The organism is Sphaerisporangium sp. NPDC051017, assembly GCF_040683095.1.
Classification (GTDB): domain Bacteria; phylum Actinomycetota; class Actinomycetes; order Streptosporangiales; family Streptosporangiaceae; genus Sphaerisporangium.
The window spans coordinates 236481-254994 of the sequence record NZ_JBFBCI010000002.1 but is presented as its reverse complement, the minus strand read 5'-3'; the positions used below and the strand labels follow the sequence as shown (position 1 = coordinate 254994).

General features: G+C 70.9%; 20 protein-coding genes, 4 tRNA genes and 1 riboswitch. Of the genes, 8 read left to right on the top strand and 16 right to left on the bottom strand.

The window, feature by feature from the left end:
* Positions 1 to 61: 61 nt before the first annotated feature.
* From AB0M95_RS03790 to AB0M95_RS03780, 3 genes are read right to left on the bottom strand one after another with little or no spacing between them, the layout of a single operon-like run.
* On the bottom strand, positions 62 to 520 hold the full coding sequence (locus tag AB0M95_RS03790; RefSeq protein WP_363758969.1) for a serine hydrolase: 459 nt from the start codon (positions 518 to 520) through the stop codon (positions 62 to 64).
* On the bottom strand, positions 517 to 741 hold the full coding sequence (locus tag AB0M95_RS03785; protein WP_363758966.1) for a hypothetical protein: 225 nt from the start codon (positions 739 to 741) through the stop codon (positions 517 to 519). Before AB0M95_RS03785 ends, AB0M95_RS03790 begins: the two co-directional genes overlap by 4 nt.
* Before the next feature lie 40 nt (positions 742 to 781).
* Complete coding sequence (locus AB0M95_RS03780; protein ID WP_363758963.1) at positions 782 to 1369, bottom strand: NAD(P)H-dependent oxidoreductase; 588 nt, start codon at positions 1367 to 1369, stop codon at positions 782 to 784.
* A 261-nt stretch (positions 1370 to 1630) separates the two neighbouring features.
* Between AB0M95_RS03780 and AB0M95_RS03775 the strand changes: the two genes are divergently transcribed.
* A complete protein-coding gene (locus AB0M95_RS03775; protein ID WP_363758960.1) occupies positions 1631 to 1912 on the top strand; it encodes an SAV_915 family protein in 282 nt (93 codons plus the stop codon).
* 213 nt (positions 1913 to 2125) lie between these two features.
* Here the strand turns inward: AB0M95_RS03775 and AB0M95_RS03770 are convergent, their stop codons facing one another.
* The 6 genes from AB0M95_RS03770 to AB0M95_RS03745 all read right to left on the bottom strand — a co-directional run bounded on the left by AB0M95_RS03770 (position 2126) and on the right by AB0M95_RS03745 (position 7640).
* Positions 2126 to 2686 (bottom strand): DJ-1/PfpI family protein, encoded by a 561-nt coding sequence (locus AB0M95_RS03770; RefSeq protein ID WP_358522130.1) that lies wholly within the window; start codon positions 2684 to 2686, stop codon positions 2126 to 2128.
* Positions 2687 to 2807: 121 nt separating this feature from the next.
* Positions 2808 to 3755 (bottom strand): hypothetical protein, encoded by a 948-nt coding sequence (locus AB0M95_RS03765; protein ID WP_363758957.1) that lies wholly within the window; start codon positions 3753 to 3755, stop codon positions 2808 to 2810.
* A gap of 429 nt (positions 3756 to 4184) precedes the next feature.
* On the bottom strand, positions 4185 to 5216 hold the full coding sequence (locus AB0M95_RS03760) for an LLM class F420-dependent oxidoreductase (RefSeq protein ID WP_363758954.1): 1032 nt from the start codon (positions 5214 to 5216) through the stop codon (positions 4185 to 4187).
* Positions 5217 to 5227: 11 nt separating this feature from the next.
* Complete coding sequence (locus AB0M95_RS03755) at positions 5228 to 6031, bottom strand: SDR family oxidoreductase (protein ID WP_363758951.1); 804 nt, start codon at positions 6029 to 6031, stop codon at positions 5228 to 5230.
* Positions 6031 to 6399, bottom strand: coding sequence for an amidohydrolase family protein (locus AB0M95_RS03750; protein WP_363758948.1), 369 nt, complete (start codon positions 6397 to 6399; stop codon positions 6031 to 6033). Before AB0M95_RS03750 ends, AB0M95_RS03755 begins: the two co-directional genes overlap by 1 nt.
* Positions 6400 to 6404: 5 nt before the next feature.
* Positions 6405 to 7640 carry an AMP-binding protein gene (locus tag AB0M95_RS03745; protein ID WP_363758945.1) on the bottom strand — a complete coding sequence of 412 codons (1236 nt, stop codon included), beginning with the start codon at positions 7638 to 7640 and terminating at the stop codon, positions 6405 to 6407.
* 105 nt (positions 7641 to 7745) lie between these two features.
* Here AB0M95_RS03745 and AB0M95_RS03740 point away from each other — a divergent pair, with 105 nt between their 5' ends.
* Complete coding sequence (locus AB0M95_RS03740; protein WP_363758942.1) at positions 7746 to 8624, top strand: NADP-dependent oxidoreductase; 879 nt, start codon at positions 7746 to 7748, stop codon at positions 8622 to 8624.
* A gap of 103 nt (positions 8625 to 8727) precedes the next feature.
* Here AB0M95_RS03740 and AB0M95_RS03735 read toward each other — a convergent pair.
* The 4 genes from AB0M95_RS03735 to AB0M95_RS03720 all read right to left on the bottom strand — a co-directional run bounded on the left by AB0M95_RS03735 (position 8728) and on the right by AB0M95_RS03720 (position 9122).
* Positions 8728 to 8802, bottom strand: a tRNA-Val gene (locus AB0M95_RS03735).
* A 15-nt stretch (positions 8803 to 8817) separates the two neighbouring features.
* Positions 8818 to 8890: transfer RNA gene (locus tag AB0M95_RS03730), tRNA-Gly, on the bottom strand.
* 78 nt (positions 8891 to 8968) lie between these two features.
* A tRNA-Cys gene (locus tag AB0M95_RS03725) sits at positions 8969 to 9039 on the bottom strand.
* A gap of 10 nt (positions 9040 to 9049) precedes the next feature.
* Positions 9050 to 9122 (bottom strand) — tRNA-Gly (locus AB0M95_RS03720).
* A gap of 326 nt (positions 9123 to 9448) precedes the next feature.
* Between AB0M95_RS03720 and AB0M95_RS03715 the strand changes: the two genes are divergently transcribed.
* From AB0M95_RS03715 to AB0M95_RS03695, 5 genes are all read left to right on the top strand, one after another.
* Positions 9449 to 9724, top strand: a complete 276-nt coding sequence (locus AB0M95_RS03715; protein WP_358522159.1) for a hypothetical protein — start codon at positions 9449 to 9451, stop codon at positions 9722 to 9724.
* Positions 9725 to 9741: 17 nt separating this feature from the next.
* A complete protein-coding gene (gene glmS / locus AB0M95_RS03710) occupies positions 9742 to 11562 on the top strand; it encodes a glutamine--fructose-6-phosphate transaminase (isomerizing) (protein ID WP_363758938.1) in 1821 nt (606 codons plus the stop codon).
* 80 nt (positions 11563 to 11642) lie between these two features.
* Positions 11643 to 12587, top strand: coding sequence for a pirin family protein (locus tag AB0M95_RS03705; RefSeq protein ID WP_363758935.1), 945 nt, complete (start codon positions 11643 to 11645; stop codon positions 12585 to 12587).
* A gap of 144 nt (positions 12588 to 12731) precedes the next feature.
* A complete protein-coding gene (locus AB0M95_RS03700) occupies positions 12732 to 14042 on the top strand; it encodes a histidine kinase (RefSeq protein WP_363758932.1) in 1311 nt (436 codons plus the stop codon).
* A 121-nt stretch (positions 14043 to 14163) separates the two neighbouring features.
* Positions 14164 to 14835 carry a response regulator transcription factor gene (locus AB0M95_RS03695; RefSeq protein ID WP_363758929.1) on the top strand — a complete coding sequence of 224 codons (672 nt, stop codon included), beginning with the start codon at positions 14164 to 14166 and terminating at the stop codon, positions 14833 to 14835.
* On the opposite strand, the gene AB0M95_RS03690 is transcribed toward AB0M95_RS03695, so the two are convergent.
* Genes AB0M95_RS03690 through AB0M95_RS03680 form a run of 3 tightly spaced genes read right to left on the bottom strand, consistent with a single transcriptional unit; the run spans position 14802 to position 16986 of the window.
* On the bottom strand, positions 14802 to 15350 hold the full coding sequence (locus tag AB0M95_RS03690; RefSeq protein ID WP_363758926.1) for a polyprenyl synthetase family protein: 549 nt from the start codon (positions 15348 to 15350) through the stop codon (positions 14802 to 14804). The genes AB0M95_RS03695 and AB0M95_RS03690 overlap by 34 nt on opposite strands.
* Positions 15347 to 15787, bottom strand: coding sequence for a hypothetical protein (locus AB0M95_RS03685; RefSeq protein ID WP_363758924.1), 441 nt, complete (start codon positions 15785 to 15787; stop codon positions 15347 to 15349). The genes AB0M95_RS03690 and AB0M95_RS03685 overlap by 4 nt, the downstream gene beginning before the upstream one ends.
* Before the next feature lie 5 nt (positions 15788 to 15792).
* Positions 15793 to 16986, bottom strand: coding sequence for a hypothetical protein (locus tag AB0M95_RS03680; protein WP_363758921.1), 1194 nt, complete (start codon positions 16984 to 16986; stop codon positions 15793 to 15795).
* Between the two features lie 216 nt (positions 16987 to 17202).
* Between AB0M95_RS03680 and AB0M95_RS03675 the strand changes: the two genes are divergently transcribed.
* Entirely contained in the window at positions 17203 to 18165 is a 963-nt protein-coding gene (locus tag AB0M95_RS03675) for a tripartite tricarboxylate transporter substrate-binding protein (protein WP_363758918.1), read from the top strand.
* 131 nt (positions 18166 to 18296) lie between these two features.
* Positions 18297 to 18498, top strand: a riboswitch (cobalamin riboswitch).
* Positions 18499 to 18514: the final 16 nt, after the last annotated feature.

The window sequence follows — 18514 nt, the reverse complement described above, 5'->3', positions numbered from 1 at the left end:
GAGGTCGACCAGGCCAGGTCCGGGTTCAGGACGGACCTGGCCTGGTGGCGTGGGGGCCCGGTCAGGTCAGGGACTTGGTGACCAGGGCGGAGATGGGGGCGATGTTGGTGTAGTCGCCCGCGGTGAAGCGGTTCTTGGTGACGGCGAAGGCGATGTTGTTGGTCAGGTCGACATCGGCCACGCTGCCGCCCGCGCCGGGCCAGCCGATGATGGTGGCGTCGGCGGGCGCGTCGGGCACCGGACGGCCGATCGAGTAGCCCAGCGCGTACTGGGTGGGCATGCCGAAGATCTGGTCGGTGTCGGCGACGGCCACCGCCGAGATCTCGGCCAGCCGCTCGGCCGAGACCAGCGGCTTGGTGCCGGGCAGCTGCCCGGCCAGCGCGGCGTACACCTTGGCCACGCCACGCGCGGTCAGGGTGCCACCGGCCGGGATGTCGGCCTTGAGGTAGTCGTCGCGGTTGCACAGCTCGACCGTCAGCTGCACGGCCGGCGGTGCGATCTTGAAGAAGGTCGGCATCATGGCGCGCAGCTGCTCGAGGTCGATCTGCGGGCCGACCTGCTGGAGCTGCTGTAGATCGGGCTGTCGCCGGTGATCGCACGCCCGGTGGCCGGGTCGGTGCCGGCGACCGCGTCCACGACCAGGTCACCGTCCTTGTACACGGCGACCTGCAGCGCCCGCTCGGCTCCGGACTCGACCAGCTCGTCGATGGTGTTCTGCACTTGCTGCTGAAGGTCGCTCAATGCGATCGCTTCCTGTTCGGTAATGGATGGGAGGGAAGTCTCAGGTCGTGTATGGACGCTCGGCCCGCGCGGCGCGCAGGGCGTGCGCCCACCACGCGAGCTGGTCCAAGGTGGTCTTGATGGCGCTGTTGCACTCCGCGCCCGGTCGCGGCCAGCTCCCGTCGGCGGCGAACAGCTCCCAGTAGCAGGGGAGGCTGATCGTGTTGCGGATCGGCACGGCGTGTAACTCGGTGAAGACCTGGCGCAACTGGGCGACGGCGTGCAGGCCGCCCGACTCCCTGCCATAGGAGACGAAGGTGACGGGCTTGGCCTTCCATTCCTCGTAGTACCAGTCGATGGCGGTCTTCAGCGGCGCCGGAAAGCTCTGGTTGTACTCGGGCGTGACAATGACGAAGGCGTCGGCGGCGGCGAGGCGGGGCGCGAGGGCGCGGACCTGCGGCGGAAGGGCCTCGTCCTGGTCGGTGAGCGTCTCGGGCAGGCGGGTCTCGGCCAGGTCGATCAGGTCGACGTCGAGATCTCCGCGCCTGACGGCACGGGCGCTGAACCAGCGGGCCACCGTGGGGCCGAACCGGCCGCTACGGGTGCTGCCGATGATGACGGCCACCCGCAACCTATGGTTCTCCAGCATCTCCAGCCTCCTCAGTGCTCGCGTCCGCCTCGACGTTCTCACTGTGCCCGGCGCCGTTTACGGTTTGTTGCTCGCGGGCTTACGGCCATCTGCTCACGTCCTCACGCCGGGGTGACGGCGGCGCGTCAAAGCCGCGTCGGTTCTCCGGGCATATCCGTCAGAAGGGCGTCAAGAGCAGGTATCAGACGCCTTTTCCCGTCCTAGCGTGGCGTTCGAGGCGAATGTGAAGGGCCTCCAGAACCGCTGCCAGGAGGAAAGATCGTGGGAACCGAAGCCGATCCGCTCATAGTGGTCCCGGTGCGAGGGGACGACGTCGTGTCGCTGCGCCTGTTCCGGACGGTCGCCGGAGCGAGGACGGCCGTCGCGTTCTCCTCGCCCCTGGCGCTGACCAGGGTGCTCGGCGAGGGGCAGTGCTGGATCCGCCTCAGCGAGCCCGCCCTGCGGCACATGCTCGCCGATCTCGGCGTCACCGGGATCGTCCTCGACCCCGCGGGCGCCCTGCCCGCCCGCGCCCCCGAGCGCGGCGCCGTGCGGGCCGCGTGATGTGCGTCCTGGCCCAGTCCCTGGAGGCCACCGGAGACCTCACCGAGGACCCCGCCGTGCCCGCGGCCTTGGAATCCGGCGACATCCCCGAAGACCCCGAAGACCCCGACAACCCCGAAGACACCGCGGGAGGCGAGGCCCCATGTCTCTCATGACCGAAACCACTCACCGGCCGTGGTGCTTGGACGGCCTGACGCGCCGCGAGGTCGGGCTCTAGACCGGAGCCGCGACCTTGAGGATCTTGAGGAACTCGCGCATCCAGGCGGGGTGGTCCGGCCAGGCGCGGCCGGTGACGAGGTTGCCGTCGATATGCGCCTCGCTGTCCACCCACGTCGCCCCGGCCAGTTCGACGTCGGGCGCGCAGGCGGGGTAGGCGCTGCTTGACCGGCCCTTCAGCACGCCGGCGGCGGCCAGGACCAGCGGGCCGTGGCACAGCGCGGCGATGGGCAGGCCGCCTTCGGCGAAGTGCCGCACGATGCGGCGGCAGTCGGCGTCGTTGCGGATGTACTCGGGCGCGCGCCCGCCCGGGATCACCAGCGCCGCGTAGGCGGACGGGTCGACGTCCGCGAAGGCGACGTCGGCGGGCCAGGAGTGGCCGGGCTTCTCGGTGTAGGTGTCGAAGCCGTCCACGAAGTCGTGCACGACGAACTGGAGCTTCTTGGCGCTCGGCGCCGCGATGTCGACCTCGTACCCCTCCTCCAGCAGCCGCTGGTACGGGTACATCACCTCGAGATCCTCGGCCGCGTCACCGGTGATGATCAGCACTTTCGCCATCGCGGGCACCCTCCCTCGTCCGTGCGTCCTTCCCCGTCGATCGTGTCGGGCCGCCCCGGTCAACCACCAGGTTATGTCCCGTTCCGGCTCGTACAACGTTCGACGGCCGTGAGCGCGTCGCTCAGGGGTGGGGAGGCGGGGCCAGGCGGAGCAGAAGGGCGCGGGCGTCGTCGTTCAGGTCGCCCTGGAGCATGATGGTCGAGACCGGCGGCTCGGCGCCCAGGTCGACGCGGACGCCCGCGTCCGGCCCGTCCGCGTAGCGGAACAGCAGGGTGAACGCGTTCTCGCCCGGCCGCGCGCCAGGGACTTGGCGGAAGGTGTGCTCGGTGGGCCAGGTGTCCGAGGAGTTCAGCGCCTCGGCGAGGGCCTGGGCCTCCGCTTTCCGGTGGTACGCCCGGGTGGGCCGCCGGTCGCGCGGGTCGCGGCGGCACACCACCACGGCGACGGCGCCATCGGGGACCAGGAACTCGTCCTGGCCCCGCCGGCTGGGCAGCCGCCCCTTGCACGGGTCCTCCGGCTCCATGATCCGCCACGCCCCCTGCCGGTAGGCGATGCCCAGGCTCCCTCCCACGTACGTCGGAACCTTGACCGTGCCGTTCGTCGCCAACGCGCAGGAGTTGACCTCCTCGGCTCCGCCCACCCAGAGCGCCTCGCCGCCGGAGTAGGCGAACCGGACGAGGAAGTTCGTCATCGGCCCGCCCGCCGCCGTGCAGATGCGGTTGGGGTCGTCGGACGTGGTCACCGGCAGGTAGGCGAGGTCGCGGGCCATCGTCGCGGCATCGGCCTTGAGGACGCGGACCCCGGCGAGCCGCTCGCCGCCGGGATTCATGTTCGTGCCCGGGTAGGCACAGATCATCGCCTCCACCGGCTCGCCGGGCACGAGCGACTCCCCTGCCCCCTCGACGTCGGCCGCGGCGGGCACCCAGTCGCCGATGCCCTCGCCGCCCCACTGCCCGGGACACGCCTTCGGCACCGGCGGCGCGGGTCTCACCGCCCACGAGATCAGCAGGACCGCCGCGCACACGCCGACGATGGCCAGGACGGTGGGCAGCGCGCGTCTGAGGTCCACATGAATGAAGACGTCCGTCTCGTTCGATCGGTTCGCGGCCCGGGGAACCGGCGGAGACGGGAAAACGAGAAAGCCCAGGCCATACAGGGCCCGGGCTTTGAAAATGGTGGGCGATACTGGGATTGAACCAGTGGCCTCTACCGCGTCAAGGTGGTCCCGATCGTGCGCTTACCTGCGATTTCTCCAGATATCGCAGGTCAGGGGCGTTTGTTGGGCTCACTAGACGCCTGTTGGGAACGGCTGAGGAATTATGTTCGCTCCTGTTGATCTTCGTGAGGGGCGGGAGCGCGGGGAGCAATTGCGTAATCCTTGTGGCGCATCCAATTCGCGGCGAGGGCGGTGGCGGGATCCTCGACGTCGAGGCAGGGCCGTGCCGTGCTCGACCTGCCGAGGGGAGACGCCCCTGCGGCGCTCGGGGGTGAGCGGAAGTCAGATCACCCATTCCTTCAGTTGGCGCACGAGAGCGGCCGGGTCGTCTCCGACCGGGGTCACCTGGAGGTTGGTCACGCCCGACTCGCGGAACGCTTCGATGCGCTCCTTGACGTACGACTCCGGGCCGACGAGGTTGACCTGCTCCAGCAGCTCGAGCGGGACCTTGGCCTCGGCTTCCTTCTTCTTGCCGTCGAGGTAGAGGTCCTGAATTTCCTTGGCCTCCGCCTCGTAGCCGTACCGGCAGGCGAGGTCGTTGTAAAAGTTCTTGCCACGGGCGCCCATGCCGCCGATGTAGAGGGCGAACGTCGGCCGCGCGAAGTCGAGCATCCCCTTCACATCCTCGCCGACCGCGACGATGCCGCCGGCCACAACCTCCAGCGGCGCCAGGTCCTCGGAGCGCTCGGCGGCACCAGCGGCAAGCGAGTCGCCCCAAACCTTGGCGGCGCCCTCGGGGGAGTAGAGGAACGGCAGCCAGCCGTCGGCGTACGCTGCCGCACCCTCGACCGACTTGGGTCCCAGCGCAGCGATGTAGAGCGGGACCGAGGAGCGCTCCGGCTTGGTCAGCATCTTCAGCGGCTTGCCCAGGCCGGTGGCCTGGCCGGCGGGTAGGGGAAGCTGGAAGGAGTGGCCGCTGTACTCGATCACCTCGCGGCGCAGGACCGCACGGATGATCTCTATGGTCTCCTTCGTCCGGCCGACCGGCTTGGCGTAGGGCAGGCCGTGCCAGCCTTCGACCACCTGCGGGCCAGAGGCGCCGAGACCGATGATGGCGCGACCGCCGGTGACGTTGTCAAGGCCGGCCGCGGTCTGCGCGAGCAGAGCCGGGGTGCGGGAGTAGACGTTGAGGATCGCCGAGCCGATCTCCACGGTCGAGGTGCGGGCCGCGAGGTAGCCCATCAGGGTCGGTGAGTCGAAGCCGTATCCCTCGGCGACCCAGACCGTGTCGAGCCCGGCGGCCTCAAGTCCAGCGACCTGGTCGGCGGCCGAGCGCGGGTCGCCGCCGTACATGAGCGTGGTGGAGAGCTTCATGACCAGGACAATCACTCCGAGGCGGGCGGCGAATCGAAGCTTGCGCCCATCCCGATACCGGCTCCGCCGTCGACCGGAACCACCGCGCCGGTCACAAATCTGAGATGCGGTGACACGAGCGCACCGACTAGGTCGGCGAACTCGAGTGGCTCCCCGATGCGTCGCATCGGTAGCCCGCTCCCCAGACGAGCTTTGGAGAGTTCCGGCTGCCTCTCAAGCGTTCTCTCGATAAGCGGGGTGTCGAAGTACCCGGACATCAGGGTGTTGACGTTGATGTTGTGCGGCCCGACCTCTAGGGCGAGGGTCTGGGCGTAGCCGATCACGGCCGACCACACTGTCGCAGGCGCTGCCATGCCGACGGCCTGACGCCGAACGACACCCGAGACGACGTTGAGGATGCTGCCACCTTCGGCCGTCATGTGCGGCAGCGTCGCTCGCACGGACCTGACCACGTAGAAGAAGTGGCGTGCGAAGGCTTGAAGCCACACATCGTCGGTGAGCTCCGAGATTCGGCGGATCGGCGGTCCACCGTCGTTGGTGACCAGGACGTGGACAGCTGGACCGAACCGCTCGAGCGTCGAGGCCGTGACCTGGTCGATGTCGGCGGCGACCGAGCAATCGGCGGCAAGCCCGAGGACCTGCTCCTCGCCGTACTTGCCGGCAAGTTTTTCTGCGGCGGCTGCGATCTTCTCCGCGCGTCGCGCGAAGATCGTGACGAAGGCGCCTTCACTCAAAAGGCGATCAGCGATCGCGAAACCCAAGCCATCGCTGCCACCGCCGACAATGGCTACCTTCCCGGTCAGTCCCAGGTCCATCACTCAACTCCAATCGACGTGAGGAATGATTCGGCATTGCCTGAGAACACGTCGTCGAGGACGTCCGATGAGAAGCCTTGCTCACGCCACTCCTCCACTAGTCGCTCGTGGCTGAGCATCGGGTAGTCGGCCCCGAAGAACACCCGCTTGCGGAGCCGCTTCCCAATCTCGCGCTTGAGCTCGTCGGAGAAGTAGCGCGGAGACCAACCGTGGAGCTCCATCCAGACGTTCGCCTTGTGGAGGGCAACTGCGATCATCTCCGACTGCCAGGGCCACGCCACCCGAGCCGCGATCACGTTCAGATCGGGATACCTGGCTGCGATGCGGTCGACGTACCGGGGGTGGCAGCCCTCGAGCGTGATGCCCATGCCTCCTACATCGAGCCCTTGACCTGCTTCACGAAGGACTGGAGGGCGAGGACGTCGACCGCCTGCCCAGGGCGCCCGACCACGAACGCAGTGACCTTCTCGCCCCACCTCTGGTCGGGCACACCGATGACGGCCGCCGAGCCGACGGAAGGGTGCCCTGCCAGGGCGGCTTCGACTTCGCTCGCGTAGATGTTGAAGCCCCCGGAGATGATCATGTCCTTCTTGCGGTCGACGATGTACAGGACACCTTCGTCGTCCTGACGGGCCAAGTCTCCCGTGTGCAACCAACCGCCCTTGAGCGCTGCCTCTGTCTCCTCGGGAAGGTTCCTGTAGCCAAGCATGACTCCGCGGTTCCGCATGGCGATCTCGCCCACCTCGCCCAAGGGAACGTCATGACCGTCGTCGTCGATCAGCCTGATGCGGTTCCCGACCACGGGACGACCACAGGAGGCAAGCCGCTCCAGGCTCGCGGTCTCGTGCGCAGCCTTGGGCAGGACCGTCCCGATGCCGGTCGACTCCGTCTGCCCATATATCTGGGAAAAGACCGGACCGATGCGCTCACGAGCCTCTGCCAGGCGCACCGGAGACATCGGCCCGGTGGCATACCAGATCACCTCGAGACTGGATAGGTCTCTCGTCTCCGGACGCTCATGGTCCAGCAGCGTGTAGATCATCGTCGGAAGGCCGCTGATGCAGTTGATGCGCTCCGCCTCGATGATGTCGAGGAATCGGCTGGGGTCGAAGCCCTGCTCGATCACGACGGTGCCCCCACGAAGTAGCGTTGGGATGACACCAAGCCCGGTGGCATGGGTGAGCGGAGCCGAGGCCAAGTACCGCGGCAAGTGCGGCTGTTCGAAGTCGGCCATGTACGCATAGATCATCTGCACCATCGACCGATGAGGCTGCATCACGCCCTTGGGTCTCCCGGTCGTCCCCCCGGTGTACTGCAGCCATGCGACGTCCGTCTCGGTGGCCGGACCGGCATCAAGAGGTCGAGCTCCGGGAGACTCGCCCTCAGGCAGGCCACCTGCAGCCGGGATCACCATCAGGTGTCTCAGCGAGCCGGCCTCGGCGAGGACCTGGCGCCCGTGCTCCTCCAGGGGCGCGGTCACCACCAACACCGTGGCCTCCGCATCCTCGCAGACGACGATGTGGTCCTCGACCGAGGCCAGGGCCTGAAGGCCGGTAAAGCACCCCCCCAACAGGTACGTCGCAGCCTGGACGATCCATGACTCAGGCATGGTGCCTGCTGGTTCCCATCGGTCTCGTTCTCACACCCCAAAACCAGGAGAGTCATGCGAGCCATCACCCAGCACACATTCGGCGGCCCAGAGGTCCTCGCCATCGTGGACGCGCCCGAGCCCCAACCCCTTCCGACCGAGGTCCTCGTCCGGGTCAAGGCGATCGGGCTGAACCCACTGGAACCGCGCCTGCGCGCCGGCGAATTCCCGCTGTTCGGCCAGCCGCCGTTCATCCTCGGCTGGGACATCAGCGGCGTGGTCGAGGGTTTGCCGCAGACGTGGCGGTTCAGGCCCGGCGATGAGGTGTTCGGGATGCCGCTGTTCCCGCGGGCGGCCAACGCGTACGCCGAGATCGTGGCAGCGCCGGCATTGCACCTGGCGCGCAAGCCGGCGTCGCTCTCACACGTTGAGGCGTCGGCGTTGCCGGTCGTCGGGCTGACAGCGTGGCAGGGCCTCGTCGACCTCGGCGGCGTGACCGAGGGCGACCGCGTCCTGGTCCATGGCGGTGGCGGCGGGATCGGCCACGTCGCGATCCAGATCGCGAAATCGCTCGGCGCGCACGTGATCGCAACCGCCAGCGGGAGCAAGCGGGAGTTCGTCGAGGGGTTCGGCGCCGACGAGGTCGTTGATTACACGGCGGTCGACTTCACCGAGGCGGTCAGCGACATCGATGTGGTGCTCGACACGGTCGGCGGCGACACCGCCGAGCGCTCGCTCAAAGTGCTCCGCCCAGGGGGTCACCTCGTGACGGCGGTCGCCGAGGAGGATACGGAGCTCGCCGCCAGGTTCGAGGCGGCCGGCATGCGCTTCAGCGGCATCGCGGTCGACCCCGATCCGGTCGCCCTGCGACGCCTCGTCGAACTCGTCGAACAGGGCAAGCTCCGGGTCCATGTGCAGGAGACCTTCCCGTTCGAGCGCATCGCCGACGCACACCGGCTGATCGAGAGCGGCCACCTCCAGGGCAAGCTCGTCCTCACCGTCTGATCCTGCAGCCCCGGCGCCGGATCCCTGGTCCCCTGCGGGGACGCTTTTCATGATCAGCGATCTTTAAAATGAAGATCCCCAGGCCGTTGACCTGGGGATCTGGTGGTGGGCGATACTGGGATTGAACCAGTGGCCTCTACCGTGTCAAGGTAGCGCTCTCCCACTGAGCTAATCGCCCTCGATGAGGAATCAGAGCGGACGACGGGATTCGAACCCGCGACCCTCACCTTGGCAAGGTGATGCTCTACCAGCTGAGCCACGTCCGCGCGACCACCAGGAACCCGGAGGCTCCTGCCAGCGCCTGGTACAACTTTACCGGATCCCGGCAGCGCGAGATTCCGTCGAGGTGGAGACGGGATTTGAACCCGTGTACGCGGCTTTGCAGGCCGCTGCCTCGCCTCTCGGCCACTCCACCAGGATCTTCGAGCGGACGACGGGATTCGAACCCGCGACCCTCACCTTGGCAAGGTGATGCTCTACCAGCTGAGCCACGTCCGCGTGAGCCTCGGGAACGATCCCCGGCCACGCAAAGACTCTAGCGCGTCCGGGGACCTGGTGTGCGCAGTCCGCCGGGTGAGCCGTCTTCGAGCGTGCGGAGATCGGCCGGCGCGGTCTCCGGGCGGGGTTCGCGGCGCACGGTGCGTGACCGGGCGCTTCGCGGGTACCGGGCGTCCATGCCCGTGCCCGATCGGGAGCGCCCGGGGTGCTCGACGTGTCCATTGCCTGCTCGATGCCGGACGGCGGGCCCTTCTAGTGCGTATCCTTGCCCGAATTCGGGCAGAAATCTTGGCGTGGCATCTCTTTCCTGCGTAAAGTCCTGGCCTGTGTCCACGGCCCGGCATTCCTACGAGGATCTGATCACCCACCTGACCCGGACCACCTCCCTTGGCCCGGGGGAGGCGGCGCGGGTCGTGGCGGAGGTCGTGGCCTACTTCTCGGAGTCCGTCGAGGAGTACGTCCGCCGCCGCCACGGTGAGATGAAGGCCCGAGGTCTCACCAACGATCAGATCTTCCCCGGGATCGCCGCCGAGCTGTCGGCCCGCCGCGTCGCGGCCCCTGAGCTGTCCCTGCGCCAACTGCGCCGCATCGTGTACGGCTAGCGCCAAGGAGATTTCATATGTGCGGAATCGTCGCTTACATCGGGCCCAAGGACGCGGCGCCGATCCTTTTGGAAGGGCTGCAGCGCCTGGAGTACCGAGGCTACGACTCGGCCGGTCTCGTGGTGAACAACAAAGGGCTGAAGGTACGCAAGGTCAAGGGCAGGGTCGCCGACCTCGCCGCCGCCGTACCCGCGCGGTTCAAGGGCGGCCTCGGCATCGGGCACACCCGCTGGGCCACGCACGGCGTGCCCAACGACGTCAACGCCCACCCCCACCTGGACACCAAGGAGCGCATCGCGGTCGTCCACAACGGCATCATCGAGAACGCCGACGAACTGCGCGCCAAGCTCATCGCCGACGGCGCCGTGTTCGTCTCCGAGACCGACACCGAGGTGCTCGCCCACCTGATCGCCCGCATCGTCCAGGACTCCGACTCCCTGGAGGAGGCCGTCAGGGAGGCGCTGAAGAGCGTCGTCGGCACCTACGGCATCGCCGTCATGGACGCCGAGCGCGGCTCCGAGATCGTCGTCGCCCGCAACGGCAGCCCGATCGTGATCGGCATCGGTGAGAAGGAGATGTTCTGCGCCTCCGACGTCGCCGCGCTGGTCCGCTACACCCGCCAGGTCGTCCACCTGGAGGACGGCGAGCTCGCCGTGCTGAAGGCCGACGGCTTCCACACCTTCACCATGGACGCCCGCGTCACCTCCAAGGAGCCGCTGACCGTCGACTGGGACGCTGGGCACTACGACACCGGCGGGTTCGAGCACTACCTGCTCAAGGAGATCTCCGACCAGCCCGAGTCGGTGGCGCGCACGCTGCGCGGGCGCCTCGATGACCGGTTCCACATCGCCCACCTGGGCGGGCTCAACCTCGACCCCCGCGAGACCCGCGCGTTCCGCCGCGTCAAGATCATCGGCTGTGGCTCCGCCTACTACGCCGGGCAGATCGGCGCCCAGCTCATCGAGGAGCTCGCCCGCATTCCCGCCGACGCCGAGCCCGCCTCCGAGTTCCGCTACCGCAGCCCCGTGGTCGAGCACGACACGCTGTACGTCGCCGTCAGCCAGTCGGGGGAGACCTACGACACGCTCGCCGCCGTGCAGGAGCTGAAGCGCAAGGGCGGGCGCGTCCTCGGCGTCGTCAACGCGGTCGGCAGCGCGATCGCGCGGGAGGTGGACGGCGGCGTCTACCTGCACGCCGGGCCGGAGGTCTCGGTGGCCTCGACCAAGGCGTTCACCTCGACGGCCGTCGCGTTCGCCCTGATCGCGCTGCACTTCGGCCGCGTCCGCGACCTTTCCCCGTCCGACGGCCGGCGCATCGCCGACGGGCTCAGGCGGCTCCCCGAGCAGATCGAGCGGATCGTCGAGCAGAGCGACGCCATCGCCGCCCTCGCCAGCAAGTACGCCCCCCACCCCGGGATGATGTTCGTCGGCCGGGTGCGCGGCTACCCGGTGGCCCGCGAGGGCGCCCAGAAGCTCAAGGAGATCTCGTACGTGCACGCCGAGGCGTACCCGGCGAGCGAGCTGAAGCACGGCCCGCTGGCGCTGATCGGCCCGGACATGCCGACCGTGGCGGTCGTGCCCGACGACGAGCTGCTCGACAAGAACCTCACCACCCTCGGCGAGATCCGCGCCCGCGGCGGCAAGGTGCTCATGATCGGTCACCGCGAGCAGGACGCCAAGCTGGCCGACGACGTCATCGTGGTGCCGAAGAACGAGGTCGAGCTGGACCCGATCCTCCTCGGCATCCCCCTCCAGCTCTTCGCCTACCACGCGGCCGTCGCCCTCGAACGCGACGTCGACAAGCCGCGCAATCTGGCCAAGAGCGTCACCGTCGAGTGACATCCGCCCTCTTACGCAGCCTGGGGCCGCGGTCCCGGCCCACCGCGGGGGGCACGGCCGGGGGCCGTACAGTCGATCGGGTGAGCAACCTGGAAAGCGATCCGCAGGAGACGGTGTGCGAGGCGCGGGCCGGCGGGCCCGCGCACGAGCTGCTGGAGGGCCGGGACGTCGTCCTCGGCGGCACCCGGGGCATGAAGGTGACCCGCACCCTCCCGAGCCGCGACCGCCGCATGGTCGGCGCGTGGTGCTTCGTCGACCACTATGGCCCCGAGCCCGCCGCCATGCGGGTGGCCCCCCACCCGCACACCGGCCTCCAGACGGTCACCTGGTTGCTCGAAGGGGAGGTCCTGCACCGCGACAGCCTCGGCAGCGAGCAGGTGATCACCCCGGGGCGGCTGAACCTCATGACGGCCGGCCGCGCGATCTCCCACGCCGAGGAGTCGCCCGCGGAGGGCGTGTTGCACGGAGTCCAGCTCTGGGTGGCGCTGCCCGACGGGTCCCGGCACACCGACCCGGCGTTCGACCACCACCCCGACCTGCCCGTGCTGACCGCGCCGGGCGTAACGACCACCGTCATCATCGGCGAGCTCGGCGGGGCGACCTCACCCGCCCGCGCCTACACCCCGCTGGTCGGCGCCGAGGTGGCCCTGGAGGCGGGGGCGGCGGTCACACTGCCCGTCCGGCCGGACTTCGAGTACGCCGCGCTGGTGCTGGCCGGCGCGGCCGAGGTGGACGGCGAGGCCCTGGAACCGGGGCCGCTGCTGTACCTCGGGCAGGGGCGGACGGAGCTGGCCGTCGCCGCGGGGCCGGCGAGCCGGGTGCTGTTGCTCGGCGGCGAGCCGTTCGAGGAACAGCTCGTCATGTGGTGGAACTTCGTCGGCCGCACCCACGAGGAGATCGAGCGGTTCCGCAAGGAATGGGCGGAGGGCGGCGCGTTCGGCACCGTCGAGGGCTTCGACGGCGCGCCGCTGCCCGCCCCGGCTCTGCCCGGCACGCGCCTGAAGCCCCGCCCCCGCCACCGCTGACGAACCCTCGGCCGCCCGTGACGGTCGCCCACGTCCCGCGCCCACGGCGAGACCTGGTCCTGCGCGTCTGACTCGTCAGCCGCTCGGCGGCCCTGGCCGCGCTACGGCATGGCCGGGGTGGGGTGGTCTGGGAGAATGGAGGGCGTGTGGATTCGTGCCCTGGTCGCCCCGCTCGTCAGCGGAACGACCTACCGGCGCGCCGTCCACCTGCTGCTCGGCGCGGTCCTGCTCCTGCCGTACATCCTGCTCGGCGTGGCCTTCGCCGGCATGTTCGCCGTCCCCGGCGAACCGTACGGGCTGCTCGTGCTCGTGCTCGCCCTGGTGGCAGTGATCGGCCTGGTGCCGCCGTTCCTGCGCGGCACCCGCGCCCTGGAGATCGCGGCGGCCCGCTCGCTGCTCGGCGTGGCCCTTCCCGACCCGCCGGTGACGGCCGAGCCCGGCAGGGCGGCGCGCGAGACCCGCCTGCGGGCGGCCCTGTGGTTCGCCGTCCACCTGGCCGCCGGGGGACTGGTCGGGTTGCTGCTGCTCATCCCGCTGGTGATGGGGCTGGCGTTCGCCGTCGAGTCGCTGGGCGTCGTGAGCGGTGCGCTCGACGGGCTGCGGCTCGGGCCGCTGGGCCGGCAGGACGGCCCGTGGCTCGGGCTGCTCGGCGTCCTCATGCTGGTCGGTGTGCTCTACGCCGTCGCCGGGCTCGGCGGCCTCGCGGCGGTGATGGCGCCGGTGCTGCTCGGCCCGTCCTCCGCCGAGCGGATCGCCGCGCTGGAGGCGCGCGCCGCCAGGCTGGCCGAGCGCAACCGCCTGGCCCGCGAGCTTCACGACTCCATCGGCCACGCGCTGACGGTGACGACGTTACAGGCCGCCGCCGCGCGCGAGCTGCTGCGCACCGACCCGGAGTTCGCCGGCCGCGCGCTCGCCGCCATCGAGGAGACCGGCCGCGCCGCGGCGGAGGACCTGGACCGCGTGCTCGGCATGCTGCGCGAACGCGACCCCGCCGGCGACGGCGACGCCCTGCCGGGGACCACCGGCGTCGGCCCCCGTCCGGGGGACGGCTCGTCCGCGGATCGCGCGCCCGAGCACCGGCTGGGCGGGCTGCGCCGTCTCGTCGAGCACTCGCGCGGCACCGGCGTCGACGTGCGCGCCCAGGTCGAGGGGCCGGTGGACGATCTGCCCGCCTCCGTGTCGCGCGAGGGGTACCGCATCATCCAGGAGAGCCTCACCAACGTACTGCGGCACGCCGGGCCGGTCCCCGTGGCGTTGCGCGTCGCCGCCGACGCCCGCGCGCTCGCCATCGAGGTGACCAACCCCGTGACCGGCGTCCCCGCGGCCCGCGAGGGCGGGCGGGGGCTCGCGGGGATGAGGGAGCGGGTGACGATCCTGGGCGGCTCCATGACCGCCGGGCCGGACGGCGGGCAGTGGAAGGTGTCGGTACGCCTCCCGGTGGAGCCGCCCCGATGAATCCGCCCGCTTTCCGTCCGGTTCCCGATGCCTTGCTCCGGCTGCCGGGCGTCCGGGCCTTGCCCGCTTCGGAAGGTGGTGTGACGGTGATCTCGCCCGTCGGCGCGGCAGGGAGGGCGGTGTGACGGCGATCCGCGTGGCCATCGTCGACGACGAGGAGCTGATCCGGGTCGGGCTGCGCGTCATCGTCGACGCGCAGCCCGATCTGGAGGTCGTGGGCGAGGCGGCCGACGGCGCCGAGGTGATGGCGATGGTGGCGCGCTCCCGGCCCGACGTCCTGCTCATGGACGTGCGGATGCCCGCCATCGACGGCATCGAGGCGACGCGCCGCCTGCTGGCCGCCTCCGCCGCGCCCCCGAAGGTGCTCGTCGTCACCACGTTCGAGAACGACGACCACGTGTACGAGGCGTTGCGGGCGGGCGCGAACGGTTTCCTGCTGAAGCGCGCCCGCCCGGCGGAGGTCGTACAGGCCGTGCGGGTGGTGGCACGGGGCGAGTCCCTGGTGTTCCCCGCCGCGATCCGCCGCCTGGCCGGCTCCCACGGGCGAGGGCCCGCGGCCACGGGCCCGGCCGCCGACCGGCTGCGCCGCGCCCGGCTCACCGACCGGGAGGAGGACGTCCTGCGGCTCATGGCGACAGGCCTGTCCAACGCCGAGATCGCCGCCCACCTGGTGGTCGGGGCCGAGACCGTCAAGACCCATGTCGGGAACATCCTCACCAAACTCGCCGTCCGCGACCGCACGCAGGCCGTGATCGCCGCCTACGAGTCCGGCTTCGTCAGCCCCGAGGGGTGAGCCCGAGAGCCCGCCTCGGAGGCCGGACGGCCGGACGCGCGGGACACGAGCTCGTCGCACATGCCGTCGAGGGCGGCGCGCGCGGGGGAGTCCGGCAGGGCGCCGAGGGCGCGGCGGGCCCGGTCCGCGTACCGCTCGACCTCGGCACGGGCCTGGGCGAGGCCGGAGGAGTCCCGCAGCAGGCGGGTCACGGCGGCCAGGCGGTTCGCGTCCGTGATCGGCCCCCGGGCCACCAGCCTGCGCAGCCGCGCCGGTCCGCGGCCCCGCCCCCGCAGGGCCCGCAGCATCGGCAGCGTCGGAACGCCCTGCCGCAGGTCCGCGCCCGCCGGTTTGCCCGCGCGCGAGGACGGCTCGGCGATGTCGAGCACGTCGTCGCACAACTGGAAGGCGATGCCGTACGCCTCCGCGAACTCGCCCAGCGCGTCGCGGAGCTCGGGGCGCGCCCCCGCGGCGTGCGCCCCGAGCCGCGCGGCCAGCGCGAACAGCGCGGCGGTCTTGTCGGCGATGACACTCATGTGGTACCGCTCAGGGTCCCCGTGCCCCACGCCGCGACGTCCCCCCGGACCGCTGTCTCGCACGGTGGAGTCCGGCTTCGGGACGCCGCCTCGCGTGTGCTGGTTCGGGCCGGCGGCGTCCTGCGCGCCGGCGATTTCGCGGATCTGCCCGCTGACGAGGCGGGCGCCGCGCGGATCACTCCGGGCCGGTCCGGGTCGCCGAACGTCGCGGCGAGCAGGGCGATTCTCGGGCGAAGCCGCTTGCCGCCCGCGCCGAGCAGGTGCGTGGCGACGGAGGTCAGGAAGGGGTCTCCGGGGCTGTGCAGGGCCGAGGCCAGCAGATCTTCCACCTCGGCCAGGGCGCGCCGCGTCCACACGGCCAGGTCGTCGCCGGTGCCGCCCGTCCGTCGCGAGACGCCGCCCGGTTCCAGGGCGAGGGGGCCGGGGTCCGTTCGCATGGCGGTCATCCCTCGCGTCCGCAGGTCCGGCAGGCGCCGCGGCGTCGCAGGTAGTAGGCGTACGTCGCGACGGCGAGGGCGACGCCCCACAGCGGCCAGAGCAGGTGCGTGGCGATGAGGACGGGGCTGTAGCCCGTCATGTTCACGAGCTCCGGCGAGGTCATGATGCCGATGCCGCCCGTGATCACGATGGGGACCACGTACGCCGCCGGGATCACCGCCAGCTTGACCGGCACGCGGCGGCCCGCGAGGCCGACCACCCAGCGGGGGAAGACCTCGCCCCAGCGCCGTACCAGCCCCAGGGTGAGGATCGCGCCGACCGTGGCGAAGCTCGCGAGCCCCAAACCCGCCCAGACGGCCCCCGAGTCCCACAGAAAGCGCAGCATCGCGTCGTCGATGCCCAGCGGGATGTGCACGGCCCAGGCGAAGCGGCTCGCGGCGTACAGGAGGGGGATCACCACGGCGGTGATCGTCGCCCGGCGGCTCCACGCAAGGACGCGGAGCCCGTCCCCGGGCCGGTGGTCGTCGTCCCGGCCGCATCGGGAGCACGCGCCACGGCTGCGCCGCTGCCAGGACAGCACCGCGAACGCGAGCAGGAATCCGCCCGCCAGGGACCAGAACTGGTTCAGCAGCGACCAGTCGAGCACCCGGGAGTAGTCGACGTCCGAGGGCCATCCGAACGGGGCGCCGAGGATGAGCATCGGCGCGTAGCCGGTGAGCGCCAGCACGTCCACGGTCGGCACGCCGACCAGCAGGACGGCCGTCACGGTCCAGCCGAAGGCGAGCAGTGAGACCCGCAGGGCGCGTCCCGGCATCACCGCGTGCCGTCCGGCCATGGCCAGGAGCGCCACCGTGGTCACGAGCAGGACCGCGGCGAAGACGGGCGCCCCCGCCTGCGGGGAGACCTCCCTTAACAGGGGTGACGATCTGGTGAACGCGTCGGGTCCGAAGGGGAAGCCTTTGCCGGAAATCGTCCAGTTGAGGGCCACGATCCCGTAGACGGCGGCCCAGACGGCGGCCGCGTAACCGCCCCAGACGGCGGCCCCGATTCCCCGCCGTGTTCCTCCGGTCGGCGTCCCGGAGCCCGTTTCGGGGGACGATCCCGGGGACGTCCGTGAGGGAGGCTCCGGAGGGCGCTCCGGAGCGGCGGGCGAGACGGGCGACGACGACGAACTCGCCGGTTGCTGGGACGTCGACACGATGATCTCCTTCGCGGGGATACGAATTGAGCGCACCCCCACGCTCCCGCCCGGCCCGCCCCCGGCGACTCCCCCCACATCGGGAACCCCATCCCCCGCACGGGGGATCGAGCCTTCGCCGAAGGCGGTCCCGCCGGTCCGTGGAGGGGGGTGAGGGCCGTGTGCGGGGGCGATGAGCTGGGCATTTAGGTGATATCGGGGGAAAGGGCGTGAACCATGCGTCGTCGCCAGGTGCTCGCGCTCGGGGCGGGGCTTGTCGCAATGGCCACCGGATGCGGGAGCGCCACCGACCCCCGCAGGCTCGCCGCCGCCACGGTCTCGATGGTGGTGCCCGGGCCGGCGGGAGGCGAGACGGACATGATCGCCCGGTCACTCAAAGGAGTGGCCGAGCGCGAGTCGCTGGCCGGAGCGGTGCGGGTCGTCAACCGGCCGCTCGAGTCGGCGCTGGCCGAGTTCACCCGCGCCCGGCAACCCGGCATGATGCTGATGGCCGAGCCCGAGCTGGTCGGGACGGTGCGGGACGTCCGCCAGGCCACCGCCTTCGCCGGCACCACCCCGCTGGCCCGCCTCTGCGGCGAGTGGGAGCTCCTGGTCGTCCCGGCGGCCTCGCGCCTGACGACGTTCGGCGCGTTCGCCGACGCGCTGCGGCGCGACCCGTCCCGGCTCGCCGTCGCGGGCAGGAACACGGGCGGGGTCGACCACGTCCTGCTCGGCATGCTGGCCCAGAGCCTCGGCGTCGACCCGCGCCTGGTCCGGTACGCGGCCTATCCGACCTGCGAGCAGGCCGTCGCCGCGCTGGCGGCCGGACGCGCCCCGGTCGCGATCTCCGGGCACGCGGCGGTGCGGCCGCGCGTGCGGTCGGGGGAGCTGCGGGTGCTCGCGGTGTCCTCGCCCGACCGCCTGCCCGGCGTCGAGGCCCCGACGCTGCTGGAGTCCGACGTCCACCTGTACTGCGCGAACTGGCGGGGCCTGCTGGGATCCGGCGACCTCGCCGAGGCCGACAGGGCGGCGCTGGCCCTGATGTGCCGCGGCGTCGCGGACTCGCCACGCTGGCAGGCGATCTGCGTACGCAACGGCTGGACCCCGCTGTACCTCGACGGCGACGAGTTCCGCCAATGGCTGGGCGTGGAGTCCGCCCGCCTCGGCCGCGCCCTCGGCGCCCTCGGCGTCCGCGTGTAGCGCCACGACGCGCCGTGACCCGTCGGCTCGATCGGTCGTCTCCACGTCCCGGATGGGGGTGGATGGTCACGCTGGGTGCATGGGAGCGACACAACCTATAGGGGTTGTTGCGGGGCCGGACACTAGATGTAGGATCCATGCTCGTCGCTGGTTCGCTCCTCGGGGCGAGGCAAGAGGGAATCCGGTGCGAATCCGGGACTGCCCCGCAGCGGTGAGCGGGAACGACCGCCGTCACATCAGCACTGGGCCGCCCGCGGCCTGGGAAGCGACGGCCAGTAGGCGTGTGAGGTGCGCCCGCGAGTCCGAAGACCTGCCGGTGACGTCGTCCAGGCCCCGAGGGAGGGCCGCC

Excerpts from the sequence above, each read along its gene's own strand:
- AB0M95_RS03790 (WP_363758969.1), bottom strand. The coding sequence starts at position 520 with ATGATGCCGACCTTCTTCAAGATCGCACCGCCGGCCGTGCAGCTGACG.
- AB0M95_RS03780 (WP_363758963.1), bottom strand. The coding sequence starts at position 1,369 with ATGCTGGAGAACCATAGGTTGCGGGTGGCCGTCATCATCGGCAGCACC.
- AB0M95_RS03770 (WP_358522130.1), bottom strand. The coding sequence starts at position 2,686 with ATGGCGAAAGTGCTGATCATCACCGGTGACGCGGCCGAGGATCTCGAG.
- AB0M95_RS03760 (WP_363758954.1), bottom strand. The coding sequence starts at position 5,216 with ATGAAGCTCTCCACCACGCTCATGTACGGCGGCGACCCGCGCTCGGCC.
- AB0M95_RS03755 (WP_363758951.1), bottom strand. The coding sequence starts at position 6,031 with ATGGACCTGGGACTGACCGGGAAGGTAGCCATTGTCGGCGGTGGCAGC.
- AB0M95_RS03750 (WP_363758948.1), bottom strand. The coding sequence starts at position 6,399 with ATGGGCATCACGCTCGAGGGCTGCCACCCCCGGTACGTCGACCGCATC.
- AB0M95_RS03745 (WP_363758945.1), bottom strand. The coding sequence starts at position 7,640 with ATGCCTGAGTCATGGATCGTCCAGGCTGCGACGTACCTGTTGGGGGGG.
- glmS (WP_363758938.1), top strand. The coding sequence starts at position 9,742 with ATGTGCGGAATCGTCGCTTACATCGGGCCCAAGGACGCGGCGCCGATC.
- AB0M95_RS03690 (WP_363758926.1), bottom strand. The coding sequence starts at position 15,350 with ATGAGTGTCATCGCCGACAAGACCGCCGCGCTGTTCGCGCTGGCCGCG.
- AB0M95_RS03685 (WP_363758924.1), bottom strand. The coding sequence starts at position 15,787 with ATGCGAACGGACCCCGGCCCCCTCGCCCTGGAACCGGGCGGCGTCTCG.
- AB0M95_RS03675 (WP_363758918.1), top strand. The coding sequence starts at position 17,203 with ATGCGTCGTCGCCAGGTGCTCGCGCTCGGGGCGGGGCTTGTCGCAATG.